The 26,471-nt window shown below is 65.2% G+C and carries 25 protein-coding genes; 9 read left to right on the top strand and 16 right to left on the bottom strand.

Translation table 11 applies throughout. The annotated features are described in order from the left end of the window. Positions 1-70: 70 nt before the first annotated feature. Entirely contained in the window at positions 71-1,387 is a 1,317-nt protein-coding gene (locus tag AXW84_RS21275) for a DUF349 domain-containing protein (protein WP_068238123.1), read from the bottom strand. Positions 1,388-1,587: 200 nt separating this feature from the next. Between AXW84_RS21275 and ettA the strand changes: the two genes are divergently transcribed. Next, positions 1,588-3,252 (top strand): energy-dependent translational throttle protein EttA, encoded by a 1,665-nt coding sequence (gene ettA, locus AXW84_RS21270; protein ID WP_068238120.1) that lies wholly within the window; start codon positions 1,588-1,590, stop codon positions 3,250-3,252. 94 nt (positions 3,253-3,346) lie between these two features. Here ettA and AXW84_RS21265 read toward each other — a convergent pair whose 3' ends face one another. The 7 genes from AXW84_RS21265 to AXW84_RS21235 all read right to left on the bottom strand — a co-directional run bounded on the left by AXW84_RS21265 (position 3,347) and on the right by AXW84_RS21235 (position 8,988). Then, positions 3,347-3,862 (bottom strand): hypothetical protein, encoded by a 516-nt coding sequence (locus tag AXW84_RS21265; RefSeq protein WP_068238114.1) that lies wholly within the window; start codon positions 3,860-3,862, stop codon positions 3,347-3,349. Positions 3,863-3,973: 111 nt separating this feature from the next. Further along, positions 3,974-4,933: a hypothetical protein gene (locus tag AXW84_RS21260; protein WP_068238111.1), complete on the bottom strand. Its 960-nt coding sequence runs from the start codon at positions 4,931-4,933 to the stop codon at positions 3,974-3,976. Between the two features lie 159 nt (positions 4,934-5,092). Then, the gene (locus AXW84_RS21255; protein ID WP_157887173.1) at positions 5,093-5,713 is read right to left on the bottom strand and encodes a helix-turn-helix transcriptional regulator; all 621 of its coding nucleotides are present in this window, start codon (positions 5,711-5,713) and stop codon (positions 5,093-5,095) included. Positions 5,714-5,933: 220 nt separating this feature from the next. Next, positions 5,934-6,227: a hypothetical protein gene (locus AXW84_RS21250; protein ID WP_068238107.1), complete on the bottom strand. Its 294-nt coding sequence runs from the start codon at positions 6,225-6,227 to the stop codon at positions 5,934-5,936. 104 nt (positions 6,228-6,331) lie between these two features. Beyond that, positions 6,332-7,000, bottom strand: a complete 669-nt coding sequence (locus AXW84_RS21245; RefSeq protein WP_204248395.1) for a zinc metallopeptidase — start codon at positions 6,998-7,000, stop codon at positions 6,332-6,334. Positions 7,001-7,078: 78 nt separating this feature from the next. Beyond that, entirely contained in the window at positions 7,079-7,558 is a 480-nt protein-coding gene (gene rfaE2 / locus AXW84_RS21240) for a D-glycero-beta-D-manno-heptose 1-phosphate adenylyltransferase (RefSeq protein ID WP_068238105.1), read from the bottom strand. A gap of 170 nt (positions 7,559-7,728) precedes the next feature. Continuing rightward, the gene (locus AXW84_RS21235; protein ID WP_068238103.1) at positions 7,729-8,988 is read right to left on the bottom strand and encodes an ABC transporter permease; all 1,260 of its coding nucleotides are present in this window, start codon (positions 8,986-8,988) and stop codon (positions 7,729-7,731) included. Between the two features lie 149 nt (positions 8,989-9,137). Between AXW84_RS21235 and queA the strand changes: the two genes are divergently transcribed. From queA to AXW84_RS21205, 6 genes are all read left to right on the top strand, one after another. Continuing rightward, entirely contained in the window at positions 9,138-10,187 is a 1,050-nt protein-coding gene (gene queA / locus AXW84_RS21230; RefSeq protein ID WP_068239896.1) for a tRNA preQ1(34) S-adenosylmethionine ribosyltransferase-isomerase QueA, read from the top strand. Positions 10,188-10,339: 152 nt separating this feature from the next. Beyond that, the gene (locus tag AXW84_RS21225) at positions 10,340-11,047 is read left to right on the top strand and encodes a 2-C-methyl-D-erythritol 4-phosphate cytidylyltransferase (RefSeq protein WP_068238101.1); all 708 of its coding nucleotides are present in this window, start codon (positions 10,340-10,342) and stop codon (positions 11,045-11,047) included. A gap of 125 nt (positions 11,048-11,172) precedes the next feature. After that, the gene (locus AXW84_RS21220; protein ID WP_068238099.1) at positions 11,173-11,973 is read left to right on the top strand and encodes an enoyl-CoA hydratase-related protein; all 801 of its coding nucleotides are present in this window, start codon (positions 11,173-11,175) and stop codon (positions 11,971-11,973) included. Positions 11,974-12,053: 80 nt separating this feature from the next. Next, positions 12,054-12,644, top strand: coding sequence for a DUF4142 domain-containing protein (locus AXW84_RS21215; RefSeq protein WP_068238096.1), 591 nt, complete (start codon positions 12,054-12,056; stop codon positions 12,642-12,644). Positions 12,645-12,737: 93 nt separating this feature from the next. Continuing rightward, positions 12,738-13,358, top strand: a complete 621-nt coding sequence (locus tag AXW84_RS21210; protein WP_068238092.1) for a DUF4142 domain-containing protein — start codon at positions 12,738-12,740, stop codon at positions 13,356-13,358. A 107-nt stretch (positions 13,359-13,465) separates the two neighbouring features. Beyond that, positions 13,466-14,164, top strand: a complete 699-nt coding sequence (locus tag AXW84_RS21205; protein ID WP_068238090.1) for a TMEM175 family protein — start codon at positions 13,466-13,468, stop codon at positions 14,162-14,164. On the opposite strand, the gene AXW84_RS21200 is transcribed toward AXW84_RS21205, so the two are convergent. From AXW84_RS21200 to uvrA, 7 genes are all read right to left on the bottom strand, one after another. Next, complete coding sequence (locus AXW84_RS21200) at positions 14,161-14,436, bottom strand: YidH family protein (protein ID WP_157887172.1); 276 nt, start codon at positions 14,434-14,436, stop codon at positions 14,161-14,163. The genes AXW84_RS21205 and AXW84_RS21200 overlap by 4 nt on opposite strands. Before the next feature lie 53 nt (positions 14,437-14,489). After that, entirely contained in the window at positions 14,490-15,866 is a 1,377-nt protein-coding gene (locus tag AXW84_RS21195) for a hypothetical protein (protein WP_068238086.1), read from the bottom strand. 112 nt (positions 15,867-15,978) lie between these two features. Continuing rightward, on the bottom strand, positions 15,979-16,920 hold the full coding sequence (locus tag AXW84_RS25260) for a hypothetical protein (protein ID WP_157887171.1): 942 nt from the start codon (positions 16,918-16,920) through the stop codon (positions 15,979-15,981). Beyond that, entirely contained in the window at positions 16,917-17,621 is a 705-nt protein-coding gene (locus AXW84_RS21185) for a hypothetical protein (RefSeq protein ID WP_068238082.1), read from the bottom strand. The genes AXW84_RS25260 and AXW84_RS21185 overlap by 4 nt, the downstream gene beginning before the upstream one ends. Positions 17,622-17,623: 2 nt before the next feature. Then, the gene (locus AXW84_RS21180) at positions 17,624-18,166 is read right to left on the bottom strand and encodes an RNA polymerase sigma factor (protein ID WP_082774030.1); all 543 of its coding nucleotides are present in this window, start codon (positions 18,164-18,166) and stop codon (positions 17,624-17,626) included. A gap of 204 nt (positions 18,167-18,370) precedes the next feature. Then, entirely contained in the window at positions 18,371-19,726 is a 1,356-nt protein-coding gene (locus tag AXW84_RS21175) for a Fic family protein (RefSeq protein WP_071892955.1), read from the bottom strand. Positions 19,727-19,886: 160 nt separating this feature from the next. Further along, positions 19,887-22,958 (bottom strand): excinuclease ABC subunit UvrA, encoded by a 3,072-nt coding sequence (gene uvrA, locus AXW84_RS21170; RefSeq protein ID WP_236943191.1) that lies wholly within the window; start codon positions 22,956-22,958, stop codon positions 19,887-19,889. Positions 22,959-23,241: 283 nt separating this feature from the next. Between uvrA and AXW84_RS21165 the strand changes: the two genes are divergently transcribed. Both AXW84_RS21165 and AXW84_RS21160 read left to right on the top strand, forming a co-directional pair. Further along, on the top strand, positions 23,242-24,126 hold the full coding sequence (locus tag AXW84_RS21165) for a hypothetical protein (RefSeq protein WP_068238074.1): 885 nt from the start codon (positions 23,242-23,244) through the stop codon (positions 24,124-24,126). Between the two features lie 84 nt (positions 24,127-24,210). After that, a complete protein-coding gene (locus AXW84_RS21160) occupies positions 24,211-24,726 on the top strand; it encodes a hypothetical protein (RefSeq protein WP_068238073.1) in 516 nt (171 codons plus the stop codon). Positions 24,727-24,804: 78 nt separating this feature from the next. On the opposite strand, the gene AXW84_RS21155 is transcribed toward AXW84_RS21160, so the two are convergent. After that, entirely contained in the window at positions 24,805-26,430 is a 1,626-nt protein-coding gene (locus AXW84_RS21155) for an FAD-dependent oxidoreductase (protein WP_068238069.1), read from the bottom strand. Between the last annotated feature and the right edge of the window lie 41 nt (positions 26,431-26,471).

Raw genomic sequence — 26,471 nt, 5'->3', positions numbered from 1 at the left:
GGTAGGCGCAAAGCCCGAATAAATACGGTAGAAGCTTCGCGTTTCCGCCAACGTAAACCGCAGTCAAAAGTTAAGCCAGTTTGCGGGCCTGTTGGTCGAAAAGCACAATCAAATCGTTTTTGGTGCGCACTTTCCGCTCCAGCGAGCGAATTTTGGTTTGCAGCAGCTGCCGAAACCCCTCGTTGGCGGGCGTGGCGGCCAGGTTGTCGAAGTTGCCGCGTAGCGTTTCCAGCTCCTCGGCGTCGGTTATTAGCAGCTCGCGTAGGGCAGCGGCCCGCAACTGGGCCCGCCCGCCGGGGGCCCCGCCCTCGGGCAGCGGGCGCTTGCGCAGGTGGTACTCCAAGGCGCTCAGCTCGAATACTTTGTCGCAGGCCAACATGAAGCGCTGCCAGATGCGGTCCGACTCCTCGCCGCGCACGGTGCCCACTTGCTTCCACTCGGTTTGCAGGTTTTTGGCCTGCTGGATGGCTTCCTGCGGGGCCACGTTCAGCAGGGCCTCGGCGCGCTCGGCCAAGGCGCGCTTGCGGGCCAGCAGCTCCTCGGGCGAGCCGGGGGCCCCGGCGTGGGGCCCCGCGGCGCGCTGGCTTTCCACATGATGCTTGAGGCGCTCGAAAAAGTAATTGTTGGCCCCGCGGAAGCGCGACCACAGCTCGGCGGCCTGCTTTTTGGGCAGGTTGCCGCCCACTTCGCGCCAGGTTTGCTGGAGCTGTTTGAGCTGGCGCGAGGCCACCTCGAACTGCGGCGAATCTTTGAGCTGCTCGGCTTGCAGCACCAGGTCGCGGTAGCGGTTCACGGCGCGGTTGGCCATGGCCTTTTTATCGGCCTGGAAGGCGCGGCGGCGGTCGAAAAACACCTGGATGGCGGCCTGGAAGCGCGCCTCCAGCTCGTCGGCCCGGGCCTTGTCCACGGGCCCGGTTTTGAGCCAGCCCTGGCGCAGGTCCTTCACTTTTTCGCTGGCCGACACCCACTCCACGCTCTCGCGCAGGGCTTCGGCCTCTTCCACGAAGCCGATTTTGGTGGCCAGGTTTTTTTCGCGGTTGCGGGCCACGCCCACAGCTACGGCGGCCTCGGCGGCCTCCAGCCGGTGGCGCAGGGCCGCAAAGTCGCCCAGCGCGTCGAAGGCTAGGGTTTGCTCCTTGAGGTGCAGCACCTTCATCAGGAAGGAGCCCTGGTTGTCGCTGGCCGCCATGCGGTCCAGCAGCTCGTCGACTTTGGCCTGGAAGGCCTCGAAGCGACGGGCGAAGTAAGTGAGGGCGTCGGCGTCCGACTCCTTCACCAGGCCCACGCGGCGGGCGGGCTGGCCCAACACCGGGCGCAGCCACACTTCGCCGTCGGCCACGTAGCCGAAGCGCTGCGCGGCAGCCAGCAAGTGGTCGGTTGGTTCCATAAGAAAAGTACAGGCAGGAATTTGAGGCAATAAGAAGGGCAGTGGCCGCACGAAACGGCCAGAAATTACAAGTTTACGTGAAAACGGCCGCGCGGGAAACACAACTTGCCCTGGCATGGGGCCCCGGGCGGGCCGGTTTACCGGGCGGGCTGCCGTTCTTTGTTTTTTCCGTTCCCCTTTTCCTTCTTTCGTCCCTGCCCATGAGCGACCAGACCATCATCTTCAGCATGGCCGGCGTGAGTAAAATTTACCCGCCGCAAAAGCAAGTTCTCAAAAATATCTACCTCTCGTTTTTCTACGGCGCCAAGATTGGCGTGCTCGGCCTCAACGGCTCGGGTAAGTCGAGTTTGCTGAAAATCATCGCCGGCGTCGACAAGCAGTTCCAGGGCGAGGTGGTGTTTTCGCCCGGCTACTCGGTGGGCTACCTGGAGCAGGAGCCCCAGCTCGACCCCACCAAAACGGTGCGCGAAATTGTGGAGGAGGGCGTGGGCGAGACCGTGGCCCTGCTGAAAGAATACGATGAAATCAACGAGGCCTTCGGGGCCGAAGACGCCGATTTTGACAAGCTGCTCGACCGCCAGGGCCAGGTGCAGGAGCGGCTGGACCAGCTCGACGCCTGGAACCTCGACACCCGGTTGGAGCGCGCCATGGACGCGCTGCGCACCCCGCCCCAGGAGGCCATCGTCGGCACCCTTTCGGGGGGCGAGAAGCGCCGCGTGGCCCTGTGCCGCCTGCTGCTGCGCGAGCCCGACGTGCTGCTGCTCGATGAGCCCACCAACCACCTCGACGCCGAGAGCGTGCTGTGGCTGGAGCAGCACTTGCAGCAGTACAAGGGCACCGTAATTGCCGTGACCCACGACCGCTACTTCCTCGATAACGTGGCCGGCTGGATTCTGGAGCTCGACCGCGGCGCGGGTATTCCGTGGAAGGGCAACTACAGCAGCTGGCTGGAGCAGAAAACCGACCGCATGGCCAAAGAGGAAAACTCGGAAAGCAAGCGCGCCAAAACCCTCCAGCGCGAGCTGGACTGGGTGCGCATGTCGCCCAAGGCCCGCCAGAGCAAGGGCAAGGCCCGCCTGGCCAACTACGACAAGCTGGCCAGCGAGGAAGCCAAGGACAAGGAGCAGAAGCTGGAGCTGTTCATCCCCGACGGCCCGCGCCTGGGGGCCCAAGTGATTGAGGCCGCAGGCTTGCGTAAGGCGTTTGGCGACAAGCTGCTGTTTGAGAACCTGAGCTTTTCGCTGCCCCAGGGCGGCATCGTAGGCATCATCGGGCCCAACGGCGCGGGCAAAACCACGCTGTTTCGGATGATAACGGACCAGCTGCAGCCCGACGCTGGCACGTTTGAAGTGGGCCCCACGGTGCTCACCGCCTACATCGACCAGCAGCACGACTCGCTCGACGGCAGCAAGTCGGTGTTCGATACCATCACGGGCGGCACCGAAACCATGCTGCTCGCCGGCCGGCCGGTGAACTCGCGGGCCTACGTGAGCAAGTTCAACTTCGGCGGCGGCGACCAGGAGAAGAAGGTCGGCACGCTGAGCGGCGGCGAGAAAAACCGCGTGCACCTGGCCATGACCCTCAAGCAGGGCGCCAACCTGCTGCTGCTCGACGAGCCCACCAACGACCTGGACGTGAACGCCATCAGGGCCCTGGAAGACGCCCTGGAAAACTTCGCCGGCTGCGCCGTCATCATCAGCCACGACCGCTGGTTCCTTGACCGGCTCGCCACCCACATCCTGGCCTTCGAGGGCGACTCGGAGGTGGTGTGGTTCGAGGGCAACTTCACCGACTACGAGGAAGCCAAGCGCAAGCGCCTCGGCGACGTGGAGCCGAAGCGCGTGCGCTACAAAAAGCTGGGGTAGGGCCCCAAGGAGCCACCCGGTGCACCAACGCAATAGCGCGAACCTACCCGGTTCGCGCTATTTTTTTGCTACGCGCCTAAAAGCGGGCGATAACTCATTTACTGGCAGTGCCTGTCTGAACTTCCACGAGCCTAATACCGGCCGCATTACCCGCCTCGAACAATATTTTGTAGAGCCGCGGCGCGGGCACGGCGGAAGCCCCATTCTCCTGAGCCCGCACTTTTAAGCCTGTCACGCTGGGCAAGACGCCGCCGATGGCCGTGATGAGGTTAGGCACCTTTGAATCGGTGGCGCCGCCAAATTGGGTGAGCAACCCGCTCTCGGTGAGAGCCGCCGTGACGTTGACGGTGCCTAGCCCGCCGTGCCGCTGGATGACGTAGGTCTGGGCCGGGTCGGGCAGATACACTACTTGGTAGGCCACCGTGGCGGCGGCAGTTTCTGCAGCCGGGGTGCTCACCGAACTCACCAACAGGTAGGGCGCCGAGCGGCAGTAGCGCAGGCCTTCGGTAGTGGTGTCTGCGGCGTCGACTTTTTTGATTCGGTAGCCGGCGCAGCTACTGAACCCGCACCAGCCAGCGGCGGCGAGCAGAAAGAGGACACATTTTCTCATGGCGACAAAATATTGAGGGTGAGAACAAACGATGTCGACAGGAGGGGCCCGGCGGCTACTTGCTGCCCGCGCAGGGCCCGGCACCGGCGTGGCAAGCCAGTAACGGGGGCCCTACGCCGGCACCAGCAGCGCCGCAAACCGGTCGGCCACGCGGCCGAAGCCTTTGGGGCTGGGGTGCAGCTCGTTGGCCCACCAGTTGCGGTAGGCGCCGTCGGTGGGCAGGGTGCCGCGCAGGTCCACGTACTGCACGTGGGCAAATTCGGGCCGGGCTACTACCTCGGCCAGCATCACGTTGAAGGCATCGATGAGCTGCCGGATCAGGGCTTTGCGCTGCACCAGGTCGTGGTAGCCTTTTTGCTCGAAGCCGGGGGCCAGCCACGGGCCGGGCAAGGGGCCCCAGCCACCCCAGAAGCCCCGGCCGTCGGGCACGGGGTAGTCGTAGCCGTGCAGTAGGATGGGCAGCGGCTGGCCCGTGCGCGCCACGCAGATGTGTGTCACGGTGGCCAGAATGTTGACGTAGGCCGCTTGCAGCCGCTCTTCGATGAGGCCCCGGACGATGGTTTCGTTCAGGCCCGGCGCCGCCGATTCGGCGTGGTTCAGCAGCACGTGGAAGTCGGTGCCGGCCACGTCGTTGCCCCCGCCGGAAAGCAGAATGGCCCGCGGCAGTACCCCGCGCCGCAGCAGCACGTTTTCCAGGGTGCGGGCAAAGGCCTGAAGCTGGCCGCCCTCGTAAGCCATGGCCTCCACGGGGTCGCCCCGGTGCGTCACCGATTCAACTTCGAAGCCGTGCTGGTTTTCGAGTTGCTTTAGAATGTCGGTGCCCGGGTAGTCAAACCACGAGTCGCCCTCGGCCACCAAGATGCCGGCGCTGGGCAGGCCCCCAAAGGCGGCGACGAACGCCTGCGCCGCGGGCGGCAGCGCGGGGGCCGGGGCCCGCGTTGCCAGGCGCGCGCCGGCTGGTTGGTTGGCGCGCTTTTTCAGCACGGCTTGCCGGGTTTGCAGGGCTTGGTCGCGCAGCGCCAGCACCTGCTGGGCCTGAGCGGCGGCACTTTTGAGCGCAGCCGCTAGCATTTTTTTGTTGGCATGATGCGTCGAGAAAAAATTAATCCCCCTTTACCCAGCACGGGCCCCGGCGCGGCGCTCCACGTTAGACCAGCACCGACGGGACAAGCGAATTATGCTGCAAAACACCGCCTTCTACCGAATACCTGGCCCCGCAGTTGCTAATCGTCACGTCACCATGCCCGCGCGCAGGGCCCACGCCACCAGCCCCACCAGCGTGCGGGCCCCCGATTTTTGGAGCAGGGCGCGGCGGTGGCTTTCCACGGTGCGCACGCTCAGGTAGAGGTGGCCGGCAATTTCCCGGTTGCAGTAGTCGTCCACTACCAAGCGCAGCACTTCCAGCTCGCGGGGGCTGAAGCCGGTGGCCACCGCGGGGGCCCGGGCCGGGCGCACGGCGGCCGGCCCGCTGGCGGAGTTGGCAGCGTCTTCCAGCCAAGGGGCCAGGGCGGCGGCCAAGGCCTGGGGCAGCACGTGGCGGGGCAGCACCAGCGGCAGGCCGGGCCCCTCTGGCGGGGCGGGTTGGCGGGCATCGGCCAGCACCAGCAGGCGCTGGGCGGGGCGCACCTGGCGCACCTGGGCCAGCAGGCGGGGCAGCGCCAGCCCGGGCAGGGCCCCGTCGAGCACCAGCGCGCCGAAGGGGCGGCGGGCCACCAGCGCGGCCACCTGCGTGGCGTCGGCGGTGAGGGTGAGTAGCAGCTGGGGCCACCGCTGGCGCAACAGCCCCAACAGGCCCTGCCGCAGCAGGCTAGGCGCGGCCACGAGCAGGACCGCCGGAGGAGAAACAGTCATCGCAAAGGCAAGGAAGCTTTTCCGCTGCGGCTCCGCGCCAGCAAAGTGGCAGCGCCTGGCGGTTGTGAGTGAAAAGACGCCCCAAAGTAGTTAATATATATTATACAATATTTATTTAATCCTACTAAATGTCAAAAAATACTGCTTCCTGCTGAGACGACTAAGGCCTGGCCGCCGGCACCCCGCTGCGAACGGACGGGGGCTAGTGGCAATCGTTTTACTACAGCGGCGGGTCCGGCATTTGCCATATTTCGGTGCCCGGCGGCACCGTCACTAGGGCCCCCAGGTCCAGCAGCAGGCCGTAGGAGGCTACGCCTTCGCGCTCAATCTCCTCCACCGTGGCCGTGCCGCCGGCGGTGGGGCCCCCAGGCAGGCGGGCTTCGATGGGCAGGGCGGTATGCAGGGCGTGGGCGCGCAGGGCCCCGTCGGGGCCAGCGGGCAGGGCCAGTAGGCCCAGGCCGGGCACGGCCCAAGCGGCGGCTACGCGCAGCAATAGCGTGGGAGAATCGCTCATACCCAGCCTTAACGGGCCCCAGGGCCCCGGCGTTGGCCCACGCAAAAGCCCCGGCCCTGCTGCGCAGAACCGGGGCTTACCGAAGGCGAAACCGGCCGCAAAAACTAGCGGCGGCGCATAAAAATCATCACGTAGTAGAGCAGCGTGGCCAGCGAACTGATGGCCGCCACCACGTAGGTCATGGCGGCCCACCAGAGGGCGTCTTTGGCCATGGCGTGCTCCTGCACGGTCACCACGCCGCGCTTGTCCATCCAAGCCAGGGCCCGGCGCGAGGCGTCGAACTCGACGGGCAGCGTAACGAACGAGAACAGGGTAGCCAGCGCGAACAAGGCGATGCCCACCAGCAGCGGAATGGCGTTGAAGCGCAGCATCAGGACGCCCGCCAGCAGGATCATCGGCATGAAGCGCGACACGGCGCTGAGGGCCGGCACCATGGCCGAGCGGAACTGGAGCATGGAATACGCTGTAGCGTGCTGCACGGCGTGGCCGCATTCGTGGGCGGCCACGGCGGCGGCGGCGGCGCTGCGTTCGGCGTACACGCCTTCGCTCAGGTTCACAGTTTTGGTGGCGGGGTTGTAGTGGTCGCTAAGGCTGCCCTCCACGCTCTCGATGCGCACGTCGGTAATGCCGTGGTCGGCCAGCATCAGCTCGGCAATTTGGGCCCCGGTGAGGCCCGATTGCAAGCCCACCTGGGCGTACTTTTTGAACTTGCTGCGCAGGCGCCACTGAATGCCCCAGCTCACGGCCATCAACAGAATCAGAAGGATAAACATGGCAAAATGGAATTAGGAAAACGAATGATTAGGGCCCCGGGACCCCCAGGTAGCGGAGCAAATTAGGGTCCAATCCGGCTAGGCGCCGCGCCGGATTTTCTCCACGATGCGCGAGGTGCTGTAGCCCGGCACGAGCGGCACGGTGAGGACTTGCCCGCCGTTATTTAACACGAATTCGTGGCCCACAATTCCGTCGATGGCGTAATCGTCGCCCTTCACCAGCACGTCGGGCCGCACCGCCTCGATGAGGGCCCGCGGCGTGGGCTCGCCGAAGAGCACCACCGCGTCCACGAAGGCCAGGCTGGCCAGGATGCGGGCCCGGGCCTGCTCGTCTTGCAGCGGCCGGCCGGGCTTGAGGCAGCTCACCGAGGCGTCGGTGTTCAGGCCCACCACCAGGGCCCCGCCCAGGTGCCGGGCCTGCTCTAGGTAATCGACGTGCCCGAGGTGCAGCAAATCGAAGCAGCCGTTGGTGAACACCACGGGCCGGCCGGCGGCGCGCCACTCGGCCAATTTGGCCGGTAGCTGGTCCAGGGTCAGGATTTTATCTTTCGTCCACATGGGTATAAACGTTATTTTTGAACGTCATGCTGAGTGCAGCGCAGCGGAGTCGAAGCATCTCTACTGCTCAACTATTCTAATCGATTGGTTTACTGCTGCGGGAGAGATGCTTCGACTCCGCTCCGCTGCGCTCAGCATGACGGTCTTTTATCACATTATAGGGCCCTCAATTACTTGGCCCGGATGGCCTCCACGGGGTCGAGGTTGGCGGCAATGATAGCGGGCACAATGCCGGCCAAAATGCCGATGCCCACCGACACGAGCAGGCCCAGCGCCACGTTGCCGCCCGAGAGGAACAGCGGCAAATAGTCTTGCGGCACCAGCGTGATGAGCCAGACCAGCAGGATGCCCAGCCCGCCGCCAATCACGCACAGAAACACAGCCTCGAACAGGAACTGGAAGAGGATGAAGAAGTTCTGGGCCCCCAGCGACTTCTGGATGCCGATGATGCTGGTGCGCTCGCGCACCGACACGAACATGATGTTGGCGATGCCGAAGCCGCCCACCAGAATGGCGAACGAGCCGATAACGGCCCCCGCCACCCCGATGATGTCGAAAAGCTTGCCGATGGCCGAGGCAATCATTTCGGGGCGGTTCAGGGCGAAGTTGTCTTCCTGGCGGGGCTTGAGGCCGCGGATGTTGCGCATCACGCCCTGCATCTCGTACTCCAGGTTCAGCAGGCCGGGGTCGTCGTCGCGGCCCTTCACGCCGAGCGACGGGCTGGGGCCCCCCATGCCGGTGGCGCTCAGGGCAAACAGCTTGGCGAAGGCCCCGTACGGAATCAGGCAGTTGGCGTCGTTGCTGGGCGTGTCGAGCATGTTCTTGCCCTCCTTTTTCATCACCCCGATGACCGTGAACTTGGCGCCGCGCACCTTGAACTCCTGGCCCAGGGCGTGGCCCTGCGGGTAAAGGTTTTCGGCGATGGTGGCCCCGATGATGGCCACGGGGCGGCCGTCGGCCATTTCCTGGGGCGTGAAGTAACGGCCGTCCTCCACGGGCACGTTGCTAATGATGCGGTAATCGTAGCTCACGCCCTGCAAAGCACAGTCGGCCACCGAGTTGACGGCGGCTTTGAGGGTATTGCCGCCGCTGGCTACGAAGATGGCCACGCCCTTGTTGTTGGGCCCCAGGCGCTTTTGCAGCTCCCGGAACTCGCGCTCGGTGGGCACGGGCCGGTTGAAGTATTTCCACCAGGGCCGGGTGGGGTCGAACTTCCAGGGCCACTTGCCCACGTAAATCACCTTGTCGCCGATGAAGTCCATGCTGTGGCGCACGTTGGCCTCCAGCGAATCGACGACGGCGAATACGGCGATGATGGCAAAAATGCCCACCGTGACGCCCAGCAGCGAGAGCACCGTGCGCAGCACGTTGCCCCGCAGGGCGTCCCAAGCAAAACGGAGGCTTTCGAAGGTGAGGCGCAGGGCGAGCATGGGGTAAAGGTAGCGCGGGCGCGAAAAGCCGGGACCCCGGGAACCCTACCGGGGGGGCCACTGGCTGCCCGTTAACTTCTTCCCGAAAAAAGCCGTACTTTTGCGTTCCCAAATTTCGTTAACTTCCCCCTAATACTGCCCGGATGGCCATGAAATTGCACGAGTTCAAGTTTGAACTCCCCCAGGAGCTAGTTGCTACGCACCCGGCCCGCAACCGCGACGACAGCCGCTTGATGGTGGTGCACCGCGCCACCGGCCAAATTGAGCACCGCGGCTTCAAAGATATTCTCGATTATTTCACCGAAGGCGACACCTTCGTGCTCAACGACACCAAGGTTTTTCCGGCCCGCATGTACGGCAACAAGGAAAAGACCGGCGCCACGATTGAGGTATTTTTGCTGCGCGAGCTCAACAAGGAGCTGCGCCTGTGGGACGTGCTGGTGGACCCGGCCCGGAAAATCCGCGTTGGCAACAAGCTGTACTTCGGCGAAAGCGACATGGTGGCTGAGGTCATCGACAACACCACCTCGCGCGGGCGCACCATCAAGTTTTTGTTTGACGGCTCGGACGAGGACTTCCGCAAGGCCCTGTACGAGCTGGGCGAGACGCCCATCCCGAAGGAAACGCTGCAACGCGAAACCGAGCCCGCCGACAAGGAGCGCTACCAGACCATCTACGCCGAGAACATCGGCGCGGTGGCCGTGCCCGCGGCCGGCCTGCACTTCACCCGCGAGGTAATGAAGCGCATGGAAATCAAGGGCATCGAAACGGCGGCCGTGACGCTGCACGTGGGCCTGGGCACCTTCCGCACGGTGGACGTGGAGGACCTGACCAAGCACAAAACGGACTCCGAGAACTTCATCGTGGGCCCCGAGGCCTGCGCCGTCGTCAACAAAGCCCTGGACGCCAAGAAGCGCGTGTGCGCCATCGGCACCACCACGCTGCGGGCCATGGAATCGTCGGTGTCGGCCAACGCCCGCATGAAGCCCACCCAAGGCTGGAACGACCGGTTCATCTTCCCGCCCTACGAATTTAAAATCGCCAACTGCCTGCTCACCAACCTGCACCTGCCGGAGAGCACGCTCATCATGATTACGGCCGCCTTCGCCGGCTACCCGCTGCTGATGGAAGCTTACAAGGAGGCCATCAAGGAGAAGTACCGCTTCTTCAGCTACGGCGACGCCATGCTGATTCTGTAAAGTGTAATTTGGGCATGATTGAATGAGTGAAGGCTCGGCTGTTTTTGCGGCTGGGCCTTTTCTTTTGCACCACTGTAGCGCGGACTTTAGCTACAGTGGTGCCGATAACCGTTCAACTCGCGGACTCGCAGAGTCCACGCTACAAACACTTTATGCCTGCTCCTTTCTCCTCCCAAACCGCCGCGCCGCGCTACGCCATCCTCGTGGCCGGGGGCACGGGCACGCGCATGGGCGCGGGCATGCCCAAGCAGTTTCTGCTGCTGCGGGGGGCCCCGGTGCTGCTGCACACGCTGCGCCGCTTCGCCGAGCCAGCGTTGGACGTGGCCGAAATCATCGTGGTGCTGCCCGCCGACCAGCTGGCCACCTGGCGGGCCATTTGTGCCGAACACGGCGTGGCCATTCCGCACCGGCTGGTGGCCGGGGGGCCCACGCGCTGGGCCTCGGTGAAGGCCGGGCTGGGGGCCCTGGCCGGCCACGCCGATGGCCTGGTGGCCGTGCACGACGGCGTGCGCCCGCTGGTGAGCACCGCCGTGGTGGCGCGCACCTACGCCGCCGCCGCCCAGCACGCCGCCGCCGCCGCCGCCGTGGCCCCTAAGGACTCGGTGCGCACCCTGTCGCAGCACGGCTCATCGGCTCTCAACCGCAGCCGCCTGCGCCTGATGCAAACGCCCCAAACCTTCGAGATTGACCTGCTGCGCCGCGCCTACGCCATGCCCGAGCTGCCCACCTTCACCGACGACGCCAGCGTGGTGGACGACCTCTGCCGGGTGGAATTGGTGGAGGGCGACTACCGCAACCTGAAAATCACGACCCCGGAAGATTTGCTGGTGGCCGAAGCTTTATTAAATGTGGAAATGTGAGTTGAATGTGGAAATGTGGAAGGATGAGACGATACATTTCCGCTCGTTTTGTGTCCGCAGCTTCACTTTCTTATTCCCCACATTTTCACATCTCCCACATTGCCACATCTTTCACATTAATTAAAATGACCTACACCCGCCTGCTCTACGACGTGCGCCCCGACGGCGTGGCCACCATCACCCTCAACCGGCCCGAGGTGTTCAACGCCTTCGACGACGCGCTGAGCTACGAGCTGCAAGACGCCTGGCAGCAGGTGGCGCGCGACGCCGCCGTGCGGGCCGTGGTGCTCACCGGCGCCGGCCGCGCCTTTTGCTCGGGGCAGGACCTGAAAGCAGCCAAGGAGGCGGAGGCCGCCGGGGGCCCGCCCCGCTCCTTCCACGACTCGCTGCACCAGCGCTACAACCCCATCATCCGGGCCATGCGGGGGCTGCCCAAGCCCATCATTGGGCGGTTGAACGGGGTGGCGGCGGGCGCCGGCTGCTCGCTGGCCCTGGCCTGCGACGCGCTGGTAGCCAGCACCGAAGCCTCGCTGATGGAGGCATTTATCAACATCGGGCTGGTGCCCGACTCGGGTTCGTCGTGGTTTTTGCCGCGGCTGGTGGGCACGCTCAAAGCGTTTGAGCTGTGCGCGCTGGGCTCGAAAGTGCCGGCCGAGGAGGCGTTGCGCCTGGGCCTGGTGAACCAGGTAGTGGCCCCCGACCAGCTCGACGCAGCCACCTACGCCCTGGCCGCGCGCTACGCCGGGGCCCCCACCCGCAGCATCGGCCTGCTGAAGCAGATGCTGAACAGGGCGGCTACGGCCACCCTCGACGAGGTGCTGGACTACGAGGCGCACTGCCAGGAACTGGCGGGCGCCACGGCCGACTACCGCGAGGGCGTGGCTGCCTTCGCCGAAAAACGCAAACCTGTCTTTACAGGGCAATAGAAAAAGCGGCCGGGGCCCCAGGGTTTGGCGTATAGGCTGAACCGGCTGCGGCGGCGTTGCCGCAGCTTTTCCCCTGCCCCATGCTGCTCTCGGCTACAATTCTGCACCGGCTGCCACTACTGGCTTTGACGGGCCTGCTGGCCTGCTCCTCCAATTCCAACTCTGCCGATGCGCCCGTGGACGCCGCCCGGGCCCAGAACGAGGAAAAAATCAAGGGCGCCGCCATCACGAAAAAGCAGTTGGCCGACGCCGACTTCCTGGTAAAAACGGCTAGTAACAGCCTATTGGAGCAGGAATTGGCCAAGCTGGCCCAGGCCAAGGCCTCCACCGTGGCCCTGCGCGCCTACGGCCCGCGCCTGCTGCAAAGCCGCCTCGAAGCGCTGGGGGCCCTGCGTACCCTGGCGGCCGCCAAGCAGCTGGCCGTACCCGCCGACATGGGCCAGGACGAGCAAACCGCCTACCACGAGGTGGCCAAGCTGGCGGGCCCGGCCATGGACAAGCAGCTCCTCGAAACCGTGGTGAGGGCCCTGAAGAAGGACCGCGACGCCTTCGGCAACATGGAAAAGGAGGCCTACGACGGCGACATCCGCGCGTTTGCAGCCCGCTACGGCCAACCGGTGCGCGACCAGCTAGCCGAAGCCGAAGCTACCCAGGAGGCGGTCGAAAAGTAAGCTCAACCATTTGGCGAAAAGTCCATTAGGCCAACCCACGCGCGGCATTAGCGTATGATAGGCACTTGTTTTTTCCTTCTTTCCCTTTTTCTTATGAACCGTTCCCTCCTGCCCACCTTCGCCGCCGGCCTGCTCGCCTTCAGCGCCTGCAACAGCGCCGACAAGTCCGCCACCGCCAGCCAGCCGGCCACCACGCCGGCCACCGAAAATGCCGCCCCCCCGATGGCCAACACCACCGACACGGCAGCTACTGCCGGGGCCCCCGGCGCCGGCGCCATGCCGCCCATGAGCGATGCTGATTTCATCACCAAAGTCGACGAAGGCGGCCACAACGAGATGGGCTTGAGCAAAGTGGTGCTGACGAAAAATCCGTCGCCCACCGTGAAAGCCTACGCCAATAAAATGATTGCCGACCACACCAAGGCCGGCGCCGAGCTGACGCCCATTGCCAAAGCGCACGGCGTGAAGCTGAAGGGCATGATGGACGCGGAGCACCAGACCATCCGCGAGGCCATGCTGAAAATGTCGGGCCCCGACCTGGAGAAAAAGTACATGGACCAGATGGTGACCGACCACGACAAGACGGTGGCCCTGTTCCAGAGCGAAATTGCCAACGGTAAGCAGGCCGACACCAAGGCCTTCGCCTCCAAAACGCTGCCCACTATCCAGCAGCACGACAGCATGGCCAAGTCCGGCGATAAAATGAAGATGTAAGCAGCAAATCGTGCTGCTTATTTGAGCCGCTGTCCATTGGGCAGCGGCTTTTTTGTGGGCTAATTTTCCGCGGGGCCCTACTTTAGCCCATCCGCTTGCCCTCGCTTATGGCCCATCCCGACACCGCCCTGCACCACCACGACCGCACCGAGTTCCAGCTGGAGCGGCTGATTTTGTTCACCGATGCCGTGTTTGCCATCGCCATCACGCTGCTGGCCATCGAGATAAAGGTGCCCGAACTGCACAAAGTGCACTCGGAAACGGAGGTGGTGAACGCCGTGCTGCGCCTAATTCCGCGGTTCGTGGGCTTTTTTGTGGCGTTTTTCGTCATCGCCATCTACTGGGCAGCGCACCACCGCGTGTTCCGCTACGTGTACCAGTACACCAACGGGCTGATTTGGCTGAACATCCTGTTCCTGCTCAGTATCGTGCTCATGCCCTTCACGGCCGCGTTTCAGGGCGAGTACCCCCTGCTGGCCACGCCGTGGGTCTTGTATTGCTTCAGCGTTCTTTTCACGGCTCTCATGCAGGTGGGGCTGCAAGCCTACATCCGCAACCCGGCCCACGGCATCACCCGCCCCGAGCACCGGCACCACCCCGACCTCGACTTGTTGCGGCCGCTGGTATCGGTGGCCGCGTTCACGGCCAGCCTGGTGCTGATGCTGCTGGGCTTCTACGTGCTGTCCCGGCTGGCCCTGGTTGCCATCTTCCCGCTAATGGCGCTTTATGGGCGCCGCTACCGCCGCCGGCTGGCCCGGCACGAGGCGCTGCACGCCCCGGCGGGGGCCCCGGCAGCCACCGCCTAGCCGGGTACCCGGCAGCCCTCAATCTCGCGGCGGCGCGCCCGGAAGCGCAGCCAGCCCACCACCAGCATGGCGCCCGCCGTGGCCAACGCGCTGTAGCCCAGCCGCCCACCCCGCTCGGGGTGCAGCTGCAACAGCGCCAGCCCAAACGCCACCAGCGCCAGGCTGGTGCGCACGTACGTGAGCAAGGTGCGCTCGTTGGCCATGCGGGTGCGGAAGGCGGCCAGCTGCTGCTGGTCGTAGTTGGGGCGCGGCTTGGAGGCGTTGGGCATCATACGGGGGCCTACGCGCCGGCGCACCGGCTGGTTGGCCACCGGGCCCCGGGGCCCTACCGGTAGCCGAAGCGGTAGCGCAGCCCTATACTGGTCCCACCCTGTAAATCTTCCCGGCCGTCGCGGAGAATGGTGCGCACATCTTTGTTGAGCACCCCTTCGGCCGTGACCTGCACCCGGCGGCGGCGGCCAAACCCATAGCTGGCCGTGAACCCCGCGGTGGCGTGGAGGCCAAAGGTGCTAACCTGTACCCGGAGTGTTTCCTGGTCGGTAGCTTGACGGTTGACAATCAGGTATTCCCGGAAGTCTATCGATGACCACAAGGGCACTAGGCCGCCCACCGCTTCGAACTGCAACTGATGCCGGAAGTCGGCCGTGAGCGAGTAGCGCAGCAGCACTGGCAAGGCCAGTTCCCGCCGGCTATCCACACGGTTAGGCACCGTAAAAACCCCTTGGGGCGTGCTGAGAACGACGCCATATTCCCGGCTAATATCTACCTCGCGCTGCACACTAAGCTGCACGGCCAGGCGCGGGGCCACGTAGTAGCCCACGTAGATATAGGGCAATGGGAACGACGTTACCGTCTGGCTATAAGGCCCGTAACCGTGCCCAAAATATTCCTGGTAGTTAGCCGTTTGAGTTTCATTGGGAGAAACCTTCACAGTAGTCGGCGGGTAAGGATTCTGCGCCGAATACTGCATCCGGTATTCATACAAGCCCACCTGCGCCCCGGCGTAGAAACGTGGCCGCAGCGTCACGACTTCACCAACGGGCGCAAGGCGCGCCAGGTAGGCTACTGGCGGGGCCCCCAGCACGAGGCCCACGCGCAGGCTGCCGCCCAAGTCCACCCGGCTAAGCACCGACGAGGTTGACACTAGGCCCGTCACCCCTACATTGGCATCTACGAAGCCGGAGCGGCCCAGGCGGCGCTGCACCCCGTAGAGCAGCGCCGCGTCGAACGCAGCCACACCCCCGCGGGGAGCGGTAAAGAGGTAGAACGGCGTTTCGTGCGCGTTCCGGCCCAGGCCCGCGCCCACGGCCAGCGCTAGGTAGTTGGCCGAGAAGTTGCCGGCGCTGCGGCCCTGGCGCAACCGGCGCTCCAGGTTGTGGTAGTAGCGCGCTCCCACCTGGGCCCGCACGCTCAGGGCCTGGCGCAAGTCGCCGCTATTGCCGAGCCGGAAGTGAGTGATGGCCGGGCTCACCTCGCCCAGCACCGAAAAGGCCGGGCGGCTCAGCTTGCGCTCGTAGGCCAGGTGCAAGCCGTAGCGGGTGTAGTAGGTATCGTCGCCCAAGGAGCGGGCCCCGGGCAGGAAGTTGTTCAGCCCCAACTTCCAGAGGCTGCGTTCTTCGCGCTGCACGCGCAGCGGCGCATCGGTGGCCGGCGGGGTGGCCACTTCCTCACTGTACTGCAGGTGGGTGGTGTCGGCGGGCACGGTTTAGGCCCCGGCGCGCAGGGCCGGGCCGGCCAGCAAGCCCGCCCCAAGCAAAAGGCGGCCGAGCAGAGAGTAGTGGTAAGGCATGAGCTAGGAAAGGGAGGAAGGAAGGCTATAAGGTGGCCGGCAGCGGCAGGGTCTGCAAACTGAGGGGGGCGTAGGAGGTACTGACGCGCACCAGCGGGCGGGCGTTGGCCGCGGCGTCCGTCGAGAGCGAGGCCCGGCTCGCCGACCCTTTGCGGGCGGCGGCGTAGGCCGGCGGCAGGGTCAGGGCCCCTTCCTGGGTGCTGAGCTGGTAGGCAAACAGCTCGGGCTGCGGCGCGCTAATGACGACCTCCGTGCGGTCGGCTTCCACCGTGAGGCGGCGCAGGGCGGCCGTGGGCTGCACGCGCACGCTGCCGTAGTAGTTGCGCACGAAGCACTTGCCGCCCAGCCCCAGCACCAGCACCGCCGATTTGTTAGCCTCGCAGGTGAAGTCGGCCAGCAGGTTGGTGGCCGTCAGGTCGGCGTATCGCACGGTGGCGGCCAGGGTGCCGCGCAGGTTACGCAGCGTGATTTGCCCGAAGCTTTGCTCCAGCGCTTGCCGGCCACTCAGGTCGGCCAGCGTGGTTTGGCCGTAGGCATTCACCACTTGCAGGGGGTTACCAGCGGGCATCCACACCGTGTACTCGGCCCGCAGGTCGGCGCGCACGGCCGGGGCCCCGGCGGGCAAGGTGAAGAAGTTGACCAGGTCCAGGGCGTTGCCGTTTTGCTGGAGGCGGTAGCCAGCCGCGGGCAGGTCCTGCTCGGCCACGGCCCGCTCGGGGTGCCGGGCGCTGAGGCGCAGCGTTACCTGCACGGTGGGCTGGTCCCAGCCCCGCACCAGCACCGTTGCTTTCTCGGCCCGGATGCGCACGGCCATGCCCGGCGGGCAGCGCCAGGTTTGCGCCAGCGTGCGCGTCACCACCTGCACTTTCGGCTGGGCCTGGGCGGCGGGCAGCAGCCCCAACAGGGCGGCCACCAGGGGCCCCAGCCGCCACCATTGCCGATTCAATGCATTAATAATTAGCCTCATGAGATAAGCAATTGAACCAGTTCGCGGGTAATGCTGGCGTGCAGCGTGACGAGCCGCGCCTGCTCGCGCAGCAGCTCGGGCGAGGTGCCGAAGCGGCGGGTGTCGCGGCGCAGCTGCGCCTGCTGGGTTTCCAGCTCGGCCAGTTGCGTGCGCAGCGAGCGAAACGCACCCGACTGGCACACCGCTGGCAGTGCCGAGCAGTGCGAATCGATGAAAGCCTGTCCTTGCCGGTCCAGCGGGTCGGGCCCGGGGGCCAGGGCGGGCGCTGGGGCCCCGGGTTCTTCGCTGAACGAAAGCGTTTCGTGCAGCGCCACCGCTGGGGCCCCCGGGGCCGGCCGCTGCTGCCACCACACCCCCAGCACCAGCAGCACACTGGCCGCCACGGCCAGCACCCGGCGCCCGGCGCGGGCGGGCCACAGGGGCCGCACCACGGCCGGGGGCCCCTGCGCCACCGGCCCCCGGCTAGGTTGCGCGGCAACGGGTTCCGCAGCGTCCAGCCGGGCCGCGATGACGCCCCAGAGCGCGGCAGCGGGCTCGTGCTGGGGCAGCGCGGGCACGGCGCGCGCCAGGGCTTCGTCGGCGGCCAGTTGGGCTTCGATGCGCGGCCAGGTGGCCGGGGCCGGCGCGTGGGCCGGCAGGTTAGCAATGGCTCGCCGAAGGTGTGCATGGCCGTCCTCGGGCGTGTCGGGCTTTGGGCTCATAGCTAGAGGTGCTTTAGTTTTTGTTGCAGCAGGCGCTTGGCGTGGTGGAGCTGCGACTTGCTGGTGCCCTCGCTGATGGCGAGCAGCGCGGCCACCTCGCGGTGGGCGTAGCCTTCCACCTCCACCAGGCAGAATACGGCCCGGTAGCCGGCCGGCAGCTCGCCGATGGCCCGCTCCAAGGCCTCGCCGGTGAGGTTGTCGCGCCAGGCCACCAGGGGCTCGGGGTGGCGGTCCTGGTCGTACACCTCCATGCGGTGGGCGCGCCGCAGCGTGCGCAGGGCCTGCCGCACCACAATGGTTTTCACCCAGCCCCCCAGCGTGGACTCCTGCCGGAAGTCCGCCAGCTGCTGGAACACCTCCACGAAGGCATCTTGCAGCGCATCCTGGGCCAGGGCGTGGTCGCCGCCCAGCAGGCGCAGGGCGGCCGAAAACATGGCCGTTTTGTAGCGCTGGTACAGTTGGTACTGCGCCTGGCGGTCGTGCGCCAGGCAGCCGGCCAGCAGGCGCTGTTCTTCGGGAAGCAGGTGGGGCGGCGAGTCGGGCACGGACCGGTTTTTTATTCGTTGGCCCAAAGTGCCGGCTGGCGAGGGAAAGGTTGGTTAACCCAGCAATTATTTTTTTCCGCCGGGGCCCCATTTCACACAAAAAGCCCGCTGCGCGGCGCACAACGGGCTTTCCCAGGAAATAAATTTAGCGGCGCATGGCCATCAGGGTCTTTGGGGGCCCTAATTCGGTGGCGTGGTTGGCCATCACCGGCCGCCCTTCAACCCAGCTACCACTTCGTCAAAGTTCTCCGCGCGCAGATACAGAATCTTGACTTTGCCTTCGCGGCGCTTATCAAGTAAGCCTAAGCTTTCGAGGTGCATCAGGTCGGTACGGGCAGTGTCGTATACCACTCCGAATCGGTGTTGCACTTCCCGAATCGTCCAAATGGCGTCCGGGTCGGTCATCAACTCTTGCAGAATGGCTACTTGCCGCTGGTTGAACTGATCGAATTGCCGAAAGCTACGCAGCTGCTTTTTTTCGGCCACTTTACGCTCGATGTATTGCTGGAGGCTGGTAAATGCCAAGTCGAGCGTTTTTACTTGATAATTAATGAAATAGGTCAGGTCGTTGCCATCATATTCAGTATGGAGGTAGGCGCGAGCATACTGGGAGGCCGACTTATGAATGATGCGCGAAATTGACATATACTCTAATTGCCAGTACCCTTTCCGCAGCAGATACCAGTAGAAAACTGCCCGGGCCGTGCGCCCATTGCCGTCGACAAAAGGGTGAATGTAACCGATGAGAAAGTGCAGGATGGAGGCCCGCACAATGGGGTGAATGAACGAGCCGGGCGTGCCGTGCTGGTCCGGCACTTCGTCGTTGGCTAGGGCGCAGTACCAGCGCAGCAGCTCGGGCAGGTGCTGGTGGGGCGGTGGAATGTGGACCACTTCACCAGTCGTAAAATCCTCTACCCGCACCTCGTCATTCAGGCGAAAGCGCCCCTCGTGCTCCGGATTTTCCAGGGTGCCCTGCGTCATACGCGCCTGAATCTGGCAGAGCATTTCCGGGGTCAACGCCTGCTCCTTCTGCTCCAGAATGTACTGGATAGTCTGGTAATTATTGAAAATCATGCGCTCCGAAGCATTCCGCGGATTACGCTTTTTCCGCAGCATATCTTTGGCTACCTCCCGGGTAGTAGCGGCGCCTTCGAGCTGGCTGGAGGCAATGGCCTCCTCCATGATGGAGCCCACCAGGTATCGGGTCCGGTCATCGGCCGGTATTATGCTGTCCGTCTGCATAATACCGCCCATATACAAATCGAAGCGGTGCAGCTTTTCCAGCGTGGGCTCGGTTACCTGGTAGCTAAATCGGCAGCCCGGCACGCCCGGTACGGAGAGGTCGCGCAGGTTGCCTAGTCGGCTGTTTTTAGCCAGTAGCCACACGGGCCCCGGGACGAAGCCGGCGGGCAGCTTTTGGCGCTTCAATTCGGCCCAGTACAAGTATTCGTAGTTGGCCTTCCGCACTACTGCATTGATTTCTTTATTGGTGAAGTAGCGCATCAATTCTTCAGGTCCGAAAGCTGAGAAGTTAATCGCTGGCGGGGCTTCGATGTTCATGTTGCCAAAAGCTACCATTTTTGTTATTAATTGGTAACTTTTGACAAAGGTAATACGGGCAACCAAAAGCTACCAATTCTTATTAAAATTGGTAGCTTTTGGTTGCCCGTATTACCTATTTTCCAGAATTGCCGGCTGGCACGCCGGAACTTTAGGGGCCCTAGGCTGTGGCGTACTTGCTGGTGCGCAGCTCCTCGGCCAGGAAGCGGCTGGTGTGGCCCTTTCCGCTCTTGGCTACTTGCTCAGGCGTGCCCTGGGCCACGATGCTGCCGCCGCCCCCGCCGCCCTCGGGCCCGATGTCGATGACGTGGTCGGCCACCTTGATCAGGTCCAGGTTGTGCTCGATGATGAGGACGGTGTTGCCCTTGTCGGCCAGCTTTTGCAGCACGGCGGCCAGGTGGTTGATGTCCTCGAAGTGCAGGCCGGTGGTGGGCTCGTCGAGGATGTAGAACGTCTTGCCGGTGTCCTTTTTGCTGAGCTCGGTGGCCAGCTTCACGCGCTGGGCCTCGCCGCCGCTGAGGGTGGTGGCCTGCTGGCCCAGGGTGAGGTAGCCCAGGCCCACCTCGTTGAGGGTCTTGATTTTGCGCAGGATGCGGGGCTGGAACTCGAAGAAGTCCACCGCCTTTTCCACCGTCATGTCGAGGATGTCGGTGATGGACTTGCCCTTGAAGCGCACCTCCAGCGTTTCGCGGTTGTAGCGGCGGCCCTTGCAGGTTTCGCAGGGCACGTGCACATCGGGCAGGAAGTTCATCTCGATGGTGCGGATGCCGGCGCCCTCGCAGGTTTCGCAGCGCCCGCCCTTCACGTTGAACGAGAAGCGCCCGGGGCCGTAGCCACGAATTTTCGCCTCCGGCATCTCCGCGAACAGGGCCCTGATTTCGGTCATCACCCCGGTGTAAGTAGCGGGGTTCGAGCGCGGCGTGCGGCCGATGGGCGACTGGTCCACCTCAATCACCTTATCCAGCAGCTCCAGCCCTTCGATGCCGCCGTGGGCCAGCGGTTCGCGCTTGGCGTTGAAGAAGTGCTGGTTGAGGATCGGGTACAGCGTGTCGTGGATGAGCGTGCTTTTGCCCGAGCCCGATACGCCCGTGACGGCCACCAGCTTGCCTAGCGGCACCTTCAGGGTTACGTTTTTGAGGTTGTTGCCTTTGGCACCCTTCAGCACCAGCTCGGTGCCCTCGCCCTTGCGCTTTTTCTTTTGCAGCTCGATGTGCTTCTGGCCGCTGAGGTACTGCGAGGTGAGCGAGCCGGAGTTGAAAATTTCCTGCGGCGTGCCGCTGGCCACGATGTACCCGCCGTGGATGCCGGCCCCGGGCCCGATGTCGAGCACGTGGTCGGCGTGCATGATCATGTCCTTGTCGTGCTCCACCACAATCACCGAGTTGCCGATGTCGCGCAGGTGCTGCAAGGCCTTGATCAGGCGCTCATTGTCGCGCTGGTGCAGGCCAATGCTGGGCTCGTCCATGATGTAAAGCACGCCCACCAGCTGGGTGCCAATCTGGGTGGCGAGGCGGATGCGCTGGCTCTCGCCGCCGCTGAGCGTGCGCACCGGGCGGTGCAGGCTGAGGTAGTCGAGGCCCACTTCCAGCAAAAAGCCGATGCGCTTGCGGATTTCCTTGAGCAGCTCGCGGGCGATGACGTTCTGGCGCTCGCTCAGGCGGTCTTCCACGCCTTCAAACCAGGCGGCTAGCTCGGTCAGGTCCATCGTGGATAGCTCGCCGATGTGCTGGCCGGCCAGCTTGAAGTGCAGGCTTTCCTTCTTGAGGCGGTAGCCCTGGCACTCGGGGCAGGGCTGGGCCTGGGCGTACTGGGCAATCCACTCGCGGATGTTGTCCGACTCCGAGTCCATCTGCCGGCGCAGGAACGGGATGAGGCCCTCGAACGGCTCCGAGTACACGGTTTTGCTGTCGTCGGCCTCATCTTCCGAAATGCCGTGCAGCAGGCGCTGGAGCAGCTCCTCGGGCAGCTTTTCGAGCGGCGTGTTCAGGGTGGCCTTGTGCTTCTTGACGATGAGCTGGAGCTGCTGGAAAATCCAGATGTCGCGGTACTCGCCCAGCGGCGCAATGCCGCCGCGGCTGATGCTCAGCTTGCGGTCGGGCAGCACGGCCTCCTCCGTGATTTCCTGCACCTCGCCCAGGCCGTTACAGGTGGGGCAGGCCCCGTAAGGCGAGTTGAAGCTGAACGTGTTGGGCGCCGGGTCGTCGTAGGCAATGCCGGTGGCGGGGTCCATGAGGAAGCGCGAGAAGAACTGCGGCTTGCCCTTCTCGCCCTTGGTTTCGCCCTTCGCGTCGGGGTCGAGCACCAGCATGGTGCCTTTGCCGTGGGTCAGCGCGTTCTGCACCGAGCCGCTGAGGCGGAAGCGGTCTTCCTCCTTTACTACGAGCCGGTCGATGACGATTTCGATGTCGTGGATTTTGTAGCGGTCCACTTGCATCTTGGCCGTGATGTCAAGCAGCTCGCCATCGACGCGCACTTTGGTGAAGCCCAGCTTGGCAATCTTCTGGAAATCTTCGCGGTAGTGGCCCTTGCGGCCTTTCACCACGGGCGCCAGCACGACGAGCTTTTTACCGTCGTAGTGCCGCAGGATGTAGTTGATGATCTGGTCGTCGGACTGCCGGATCATCTTCGCGCCGGTGGCGTAGCTGAAGGCCTCGGCCGTGCGGGCGTAGAGTAGGCGCAGGAAATCGTAGATTTCGGTGATGGTGCCCACCGTGGAGCGCGGGTTGCGCGAGGTGGTTTTCTGCTCGATGCTGATGACCGGCGAGAGGCCCTCAATCTTGTCCACGTCGGGCCGCTCCAGGCCCCCCATGAAGGAGCGGGCGTAGGCCGAAAACGTTTCCATGTAGCGCCGCTGCCCCTCGGCGTAAATCGTGTCGAAGGCCAGGCTGGACTTGCCCGAGCCCGAAATGCCCGTGAACACCACCAGCCGGTTGCGCGGAATCTGCACGCTCACGTTTTTGAGGTTGTGCTCGCGCGCGCCGTACACCTCGATGAACGGGGCGTCGAAGGGGCGCGGCGCGGGCAGCCCCGTGGGGCCCCCAGCAGAAGCCCCGGCGGGCGGCAGGGTTTCGGGCGTTTGGTGCTGCAAAGCCACCGCTAGGCCGGCAGCGCTGGGCTGGCTGCCGGGGGCCCCGGCGGCGTCGGTAATGACGCCTGCTAGTTTCTTTTTCAACGAGGTAGCCGCCACTTTGGGAGCTGGGGCGACGGAAGTAGCCGAGTTTTTTTTGGCCATGCGGAAGAGCAGCGGAATAAGTCCGCAAAAGTACGGGAAACGCCGCCCGGCGGCTGGGCTTTGCAGCAAAACCCCGCCGCCCGCGGCGCGCAGGGGCACAACCCCAAACCGTGGCCATTTGTGCCCGCAAATTTTTAGGGGCCCGGTACGCCAGGGGTTTGGGCCCGTTGGTCGATTGTTTGGCCCGCGGCCGAACGCGGCCGGATAACCTGGCATTTGCCTTGCATCTATTAGGCAGGCGCCACCGTTAGCGTCTCGCCCCTTGCCTTTTTTCTCCCTCGTTATGAAAGCCTTCCCTAAGTTCATCGGTGCCGCCCTGGTAAGTGCGTTTGCTTTGCTGACCGCCCCGGCCGCCCACGCCCAGGTGGGGGTCAGCGTCAACATCGGCAGCCCGGCCTGGGGGCCCCAGGTGCCCTACGGCACGCAGTACTACTACATCCCCGAAATTGACGGCTACTACGACCTCTACACGCAGCAATACCTTGTGTACCAAGACGGCTACTGGGTGCCGTTGCCCGAGCTCTACGGGTACGACCCCTACCAGTTCCACCCCGTCGTGATTGGCTACCGCGGCAACCAGCCCTGGCTGCAAGGCGAATATTACCACGCCCACTACGCCTACCGCCCCTACGCGCCCTACGGCGGCGGCGGCGGTGGGTACTACGCCGGCCGGCCCGGCTACGGCCGCCCCGGCGTGGTGGTGCGCCCCGGCTACGGCGGCGGCTACGGCAACCGCGGCGGCTACGACGAACACCGCGGGGGCTTCGACAACCGTGGGGGGAACTACGACGACCACCGCGGCGGCTTTGACAACCGCGGGGGCTACGGCGGCAACCGCGGGGACTACGGCGGCAACCACGGGGACCACGACGACCGCCGGGGCGGTGGCTTTGACAACCGCGGGGGCCAGTACCCCGGCGGCGGCCCCGGCTCCGATAACCGCGGCGGCCAAGGCCCACAGGGCGGCCGCGGCAACGGCGGCTTCGACCCGGGCCGCGGCGGGGCAGGCCCAGGGCCCCAGGGTGGCCGCGGCCAAGGCCCGCAAATTGGCGGGAGCCCAGGCCGCGGCGACGGTGGCGGCCGGGGGCCCCAGGGCGGTGGGGGCCAGGGGCCGCAGGGCGGCCGCGGCGATGGTGGCGGCCGGGGACCCGGCCGCGGCGGCCGCTAGGGTTTAACGCGCTAAATACGGCAGCGGGCGCCGTGCCCATCACTTAATTTTTAAACCAACTACACGTTTTACCGTCCAAACGCCATGAAATTCCTTCAAACCACTTTTTGCGCCGCTTTGCTGAGCGGTTTTGCGCTGGCCGCCGCCCCGGCCGCCCAGGCCCAGGTCAACGTTAATGTAAACATTGGGCGGCCCGCTTGGGGCCCCGCCGTGCCGCAGGGCGCCCAGTACTACTACATCCCCGAGATTGACGGTTACTACGACCTGCAGGCCCAGCAGTACATTGTGCTGCGCAACGGCCGGTGGCTGCCGGTGGCCGCGCTGAGCGGCTACGACCCGTACCAGTTCCACCCGGTGGTGCTCGACTACCGCGGCCGCCAGCCGTGGGCGTACGTGGGGGCGCACCGCGACCGGTACCGCCCGGTGGTGTACCGCCCTGCTCCTACCCGCGTCATTGTGCGCGACCGGGGCTTGCCGCCCGGCCAGGCCAAGAAGCTTTACCGCGCCGGCTACAACGACGGCCGCGACCAAGATGATGACCGCGGCCGTGGCCACGACAATGACCACGGTGACCGCGGGCACGGCCGGGGCCGCGACTAACCCTCACCCGTTTGGCTAAACAAAAAAACCGCCCCTACCGGCGGTTTTTTTATGCGCTTGCGCGGCGTGGGGCCCTGGTTAGTCGTTGGCTACGGCCCAGCTCATGCCCTCGTGCACGGCGGTCGGGGCGGGCAGCTGGCCCTGCTCCAGGCGCTCGGCGAAGTAGATCATGTCGGCGTCGCGGTTCATGCTGGCGGCGGCGATGATGCGGCCGTCCAGCACGTACAGGGCCAGGAAATCCTGCTTCGCCACCTCGCCGTGGTAGATGATTTCGTCCCACTTTTCGGCGTGGCCGGCGTAGCGCAGGCTCTTGCCGTACTGCTGCGTCCAGAAGTAGGGCGCGGCGCGGTAGGCCTCCCGCTGGCCGAGCATGTTGCGGGCCGCCGTGCGGCCGTGCTGCTGGGCCACGCGCCAGTGCTCGATGCGCGTGGGCACGCCAGAGGGCCCCAGCGGAAACCGGGCAATGTCACCGGCGGCGTACACGTTTTCGGCAGCTTGCAAGTAGGCATCCACGGCCAGGCCGCCGTCTTTTTCCAGCGGAAAAGCGACTTGCAAAAACTCGGTGGCCGGGCGCACCCCCATGCCCAGCACCACGGCGTCGGCGAGCAGCACGCGGCCGGTTTTCAGCTGCACGCCGGTTACGCGGCCGGCCTCGCCCAGCAGGGCCGTTACCTCGGCTTCGGCCTCAAAGTGCACGCCTTTCTCCTCGTGCAGGGCCCGGAACATAGCCCCGATTTCGGGCCCCAGCACCCGCGCAAAGGGCACTTTGTCCTGGGCCACCACCGTCACGGCGCGGCCTTCGCCCACGAGGCTGCTGGCGGCTTCCATCCCAATGAAGCTGGAGCCGATAACCACTACCTGCTTCGCATCTTTCGTGGCGGCCAGGATGGCGTCGGCATCGGCCTGGGTGCGCAGGGGCAGCACGCCGGCCAGGCCGTGGCCGGGCAAGCCGGGCAGGCGGTTGGGGGCCCCGCCGGGGGCTAGCAGCAGCCGGTCGTAGCGCAGCGGCGGCTGGCCTTCGAGCTGCAGCTTCTGCCGCGCCAGGTCGAGGCCGGTGGCGCGGGTATTCAACACTAGATCAATGCGGTGCTTTTCGTAGAAGTCCGGCTTGCGCAGGGGCAGCGCCGCCGGCTGGGCCTTGCCCGCCAGGTAGGGCTTGCTGAGCTTGGTGCGGTCGTAGGGCGCTTTTCCGTCGGCCGACACGAGCACGATTTTCCCCGCGAAGCCTTCGCGGCGCAGCGTCTGGGCCGCGTACTGGCCGGCTGCCCCGCCGCCCACCAGCACGAAGGTGCGCGCATCGGCGGGGGCCCCGGGGGCGTCGGCGGGAGGCGTGCCGCCCACTTCCGCGGTGGGCGTGGCGTTGGGGTCGTCGGTGCTGGCGGCGGGCTTCGCGGGCACTTGCACCAACACCCGGCCGCCGGCCTCGCGCACGGCAAAGGCGGGCAGGTCGTCGAGGGCCGGCGGCTCGCACAGGCTGCCATCGGCCACCCGGAAGCAGGCGTGGTGCCAGGGGCACACAATTTTGCCGTTCACCAGCTGGCCCTTGGCCAGCGGGGCCCCGTAGTGTGGGCAGTGCGCGGCAAAGGCGTGCACGGTGCCCTGGTAGCGGGCCAGCAGCACCTCGGGGCCCTCGTGGGGCGTGGGGAAGGATTTCAGCGCGCCTTCGGGCAGGCTGGCGGCGTCGGTCAGGTCAATTTCGGGCATGGCGCGGGGCAAAAAATATTTTTCTTTTCAACAGGTCAGCC

The organism is Hymenobacter sp. PAMC 26628 (assembly GCF_001562275.1).
GTDB lineage: Bacteria > Bacteroidota > Bacteroidia > Cytophagales > Hymenobacteraceae > Hymenobacter.
The sequence above is the reverse complement of the archived record's forward strand: the minus strand, read 5'-3'. Positions and strand labels throughout refer to the sequence as shown.

Excerpts from the sequence above, each read along its gene's own strand:
- AXW84_RS21220 (WP_068238099.1), top strand. The coding sequence starts at position 11,173 with ATGACCTACACCCGCCTGCTCTACGACGTGCGCCCCGACGGCGTGGCC.
- rfaE2 (WP_068238105.1), bottom strand. The coding sequence starts at position 7,558 with ATGTGGACGAAAGATAAAATCCTGACCCTGGACCAGCTACCGGCCAAA.
- AXW84_RS21255 (WP_157887173.1), bottom strand. The coding sequence starts at position 5,713 with ATGACTGTTTCTCCTCCGGCGGTCCTGCTCGTGGCCGCGCCTAGCCTG.
- AXW84_RS21265 (WP_068238114.1), bottom strand. The coding sequence starts at position 3,862 with ATGAGAAAATGTGTCCTCTTTCTGCTCGCCGCCGCTGGCTGGTGCGGG.
- AXW84_RS21185 (WP_068238082.1), bottom strand. The coding sequence starts at position 17,621 with ATGAGCCCAAAGCCCGACACGCCCGAGGACGGCCATGCACACCTTCGG.
- AXW84_RS21250 (WP_068238107.1), bottom strand. The coding sequence starts at position 6,227 with ATGAGCGATTCTCCCACGCTATTGCTGCGCGTAGCCGCCGCTTGGGCC.
- AXW84_RS21175 (WP_071892955.1), bottom strand. The coding sequence starts at position 19,726 with ATGAACATCGAAGCCCCGCCAGCGATTAACTTCTCAGCTTTCGGACCT.
- AXW84_RS25260 (WP_157887171.1), bottom strand. The coding sequence starts at position 16,920 with ATGAGGCTAATTATTAATGCATTGAATCGGCAATGGTGGCGGCTGGGG.
- AXW84_RS21155 (WP_068238069.1), bottom strand. The coding sequence starts at position 26,430 with ATGCCCGAAATTGACCTGACCGACGCCGCCAGCCTGCCCGAAGGCGCG.
- AXW84_RS21215 (WP_068238096.1), top strand. The coding sequence starts at position 12,054 with ATGCTGCTCTCGGCTACAATTCTGCACCGGCTGCCACTACTGGCTTTG.
- AXW84_RS21245 (WP_204248395.1), bottom strand. The coding sequence starts at position 7,000 with ATGTTTATCCTTCTGATTCTGTTGATGGCCGTGAGCTGGGGCATTCAG.
- AXW84_RS21165 (WP_068238074.1), top strand. The coding sequence starts at position 23,242 with ATGAAAGCCTTCCCTAAGTTCATCGGTGCCGCCCTGGTAAGTGCGTTT.
- ettA (WP_068238120.1), top strand. The coding sequence starts at position 1,588 with ATGAGCGACCAGACCATCATCTTCAGCATGGCCGGCGTGAGTAAAATT.
- AXW84_RS21275 (WP_068238123.1), bottom strand. The coding sequence starts at position 1,387 with ATGGAACCAACCGACCACTTGCTGGCTGCCGCGCAGCGCTTCGGCTAC.
- AXW84_RS21260 (WP_068238111.1), bottom strand. The coding sequence starts at position 4,933 with ATGCTAGCGGCTGCGCTCAAAAGTGCCGCCGCTCAGGCCCAGCAGGTG.
- AXW84_RS21225 (WP_068238101.1), top strand. The coding sequence starts at position 10,340 with ATGCCTGCTCCTTTCTCCTCCCAAACCGCCGCGCCGCGCTACGCCATC.
- AXW84_RS21160 (WP_068238073.1), top strand. The coding sequence starts at position 24,211 with ATGAAATTCCTTCAAACCACTTTTTGCGCCGCTTTGCTGAGCGGTTTT.
- queA (WP_068239896.1), top strand. The coding sequence starts at position 9,138 with ATGAAATTGCACGAGTTCAAGTTTGAACTCCCCCAGGAGCTAGTTGCT.
- AXW84_RS21205 (WP_068238090.1), top strand. The coding sequence starts at position 13,466 with ATGGCCCATCCCGACACCGCCCTGCACCACCACGACCGCACCGAGTTC.
- AXW84_RS21200 (WP_157887172.1), bottom strand. The coding sequence starts at position 14,436 with ATGATGCCCAACGCCTCCAAGCCGCGCCCCAACTACGACCAGCAGCAG.
- uvrA (WP_236943191.1), bottom strand. The coding sequence starts at position 22,958 with ATGGCCAAAAAAAACTCGGCTACTTCCGTCGCCCCAGCTCCCAAAGTG.
- AXW84_RS21210 (WP_068238092.1), top strand. The coding sequence starts at position 12,738 with ATGAACCGTTCCCTCCTGCCCACCTTCGCCGCCGGCCTGCTCGCCTTC.
- AXW84_RS21235 (WP_068238103.1), bottom strand. The coding sequence starts at position 8,988 with ATGCTCGCCCTGCGCCTCACCTTCGAAAGCCTCCGTTTTGCTTGGGAC.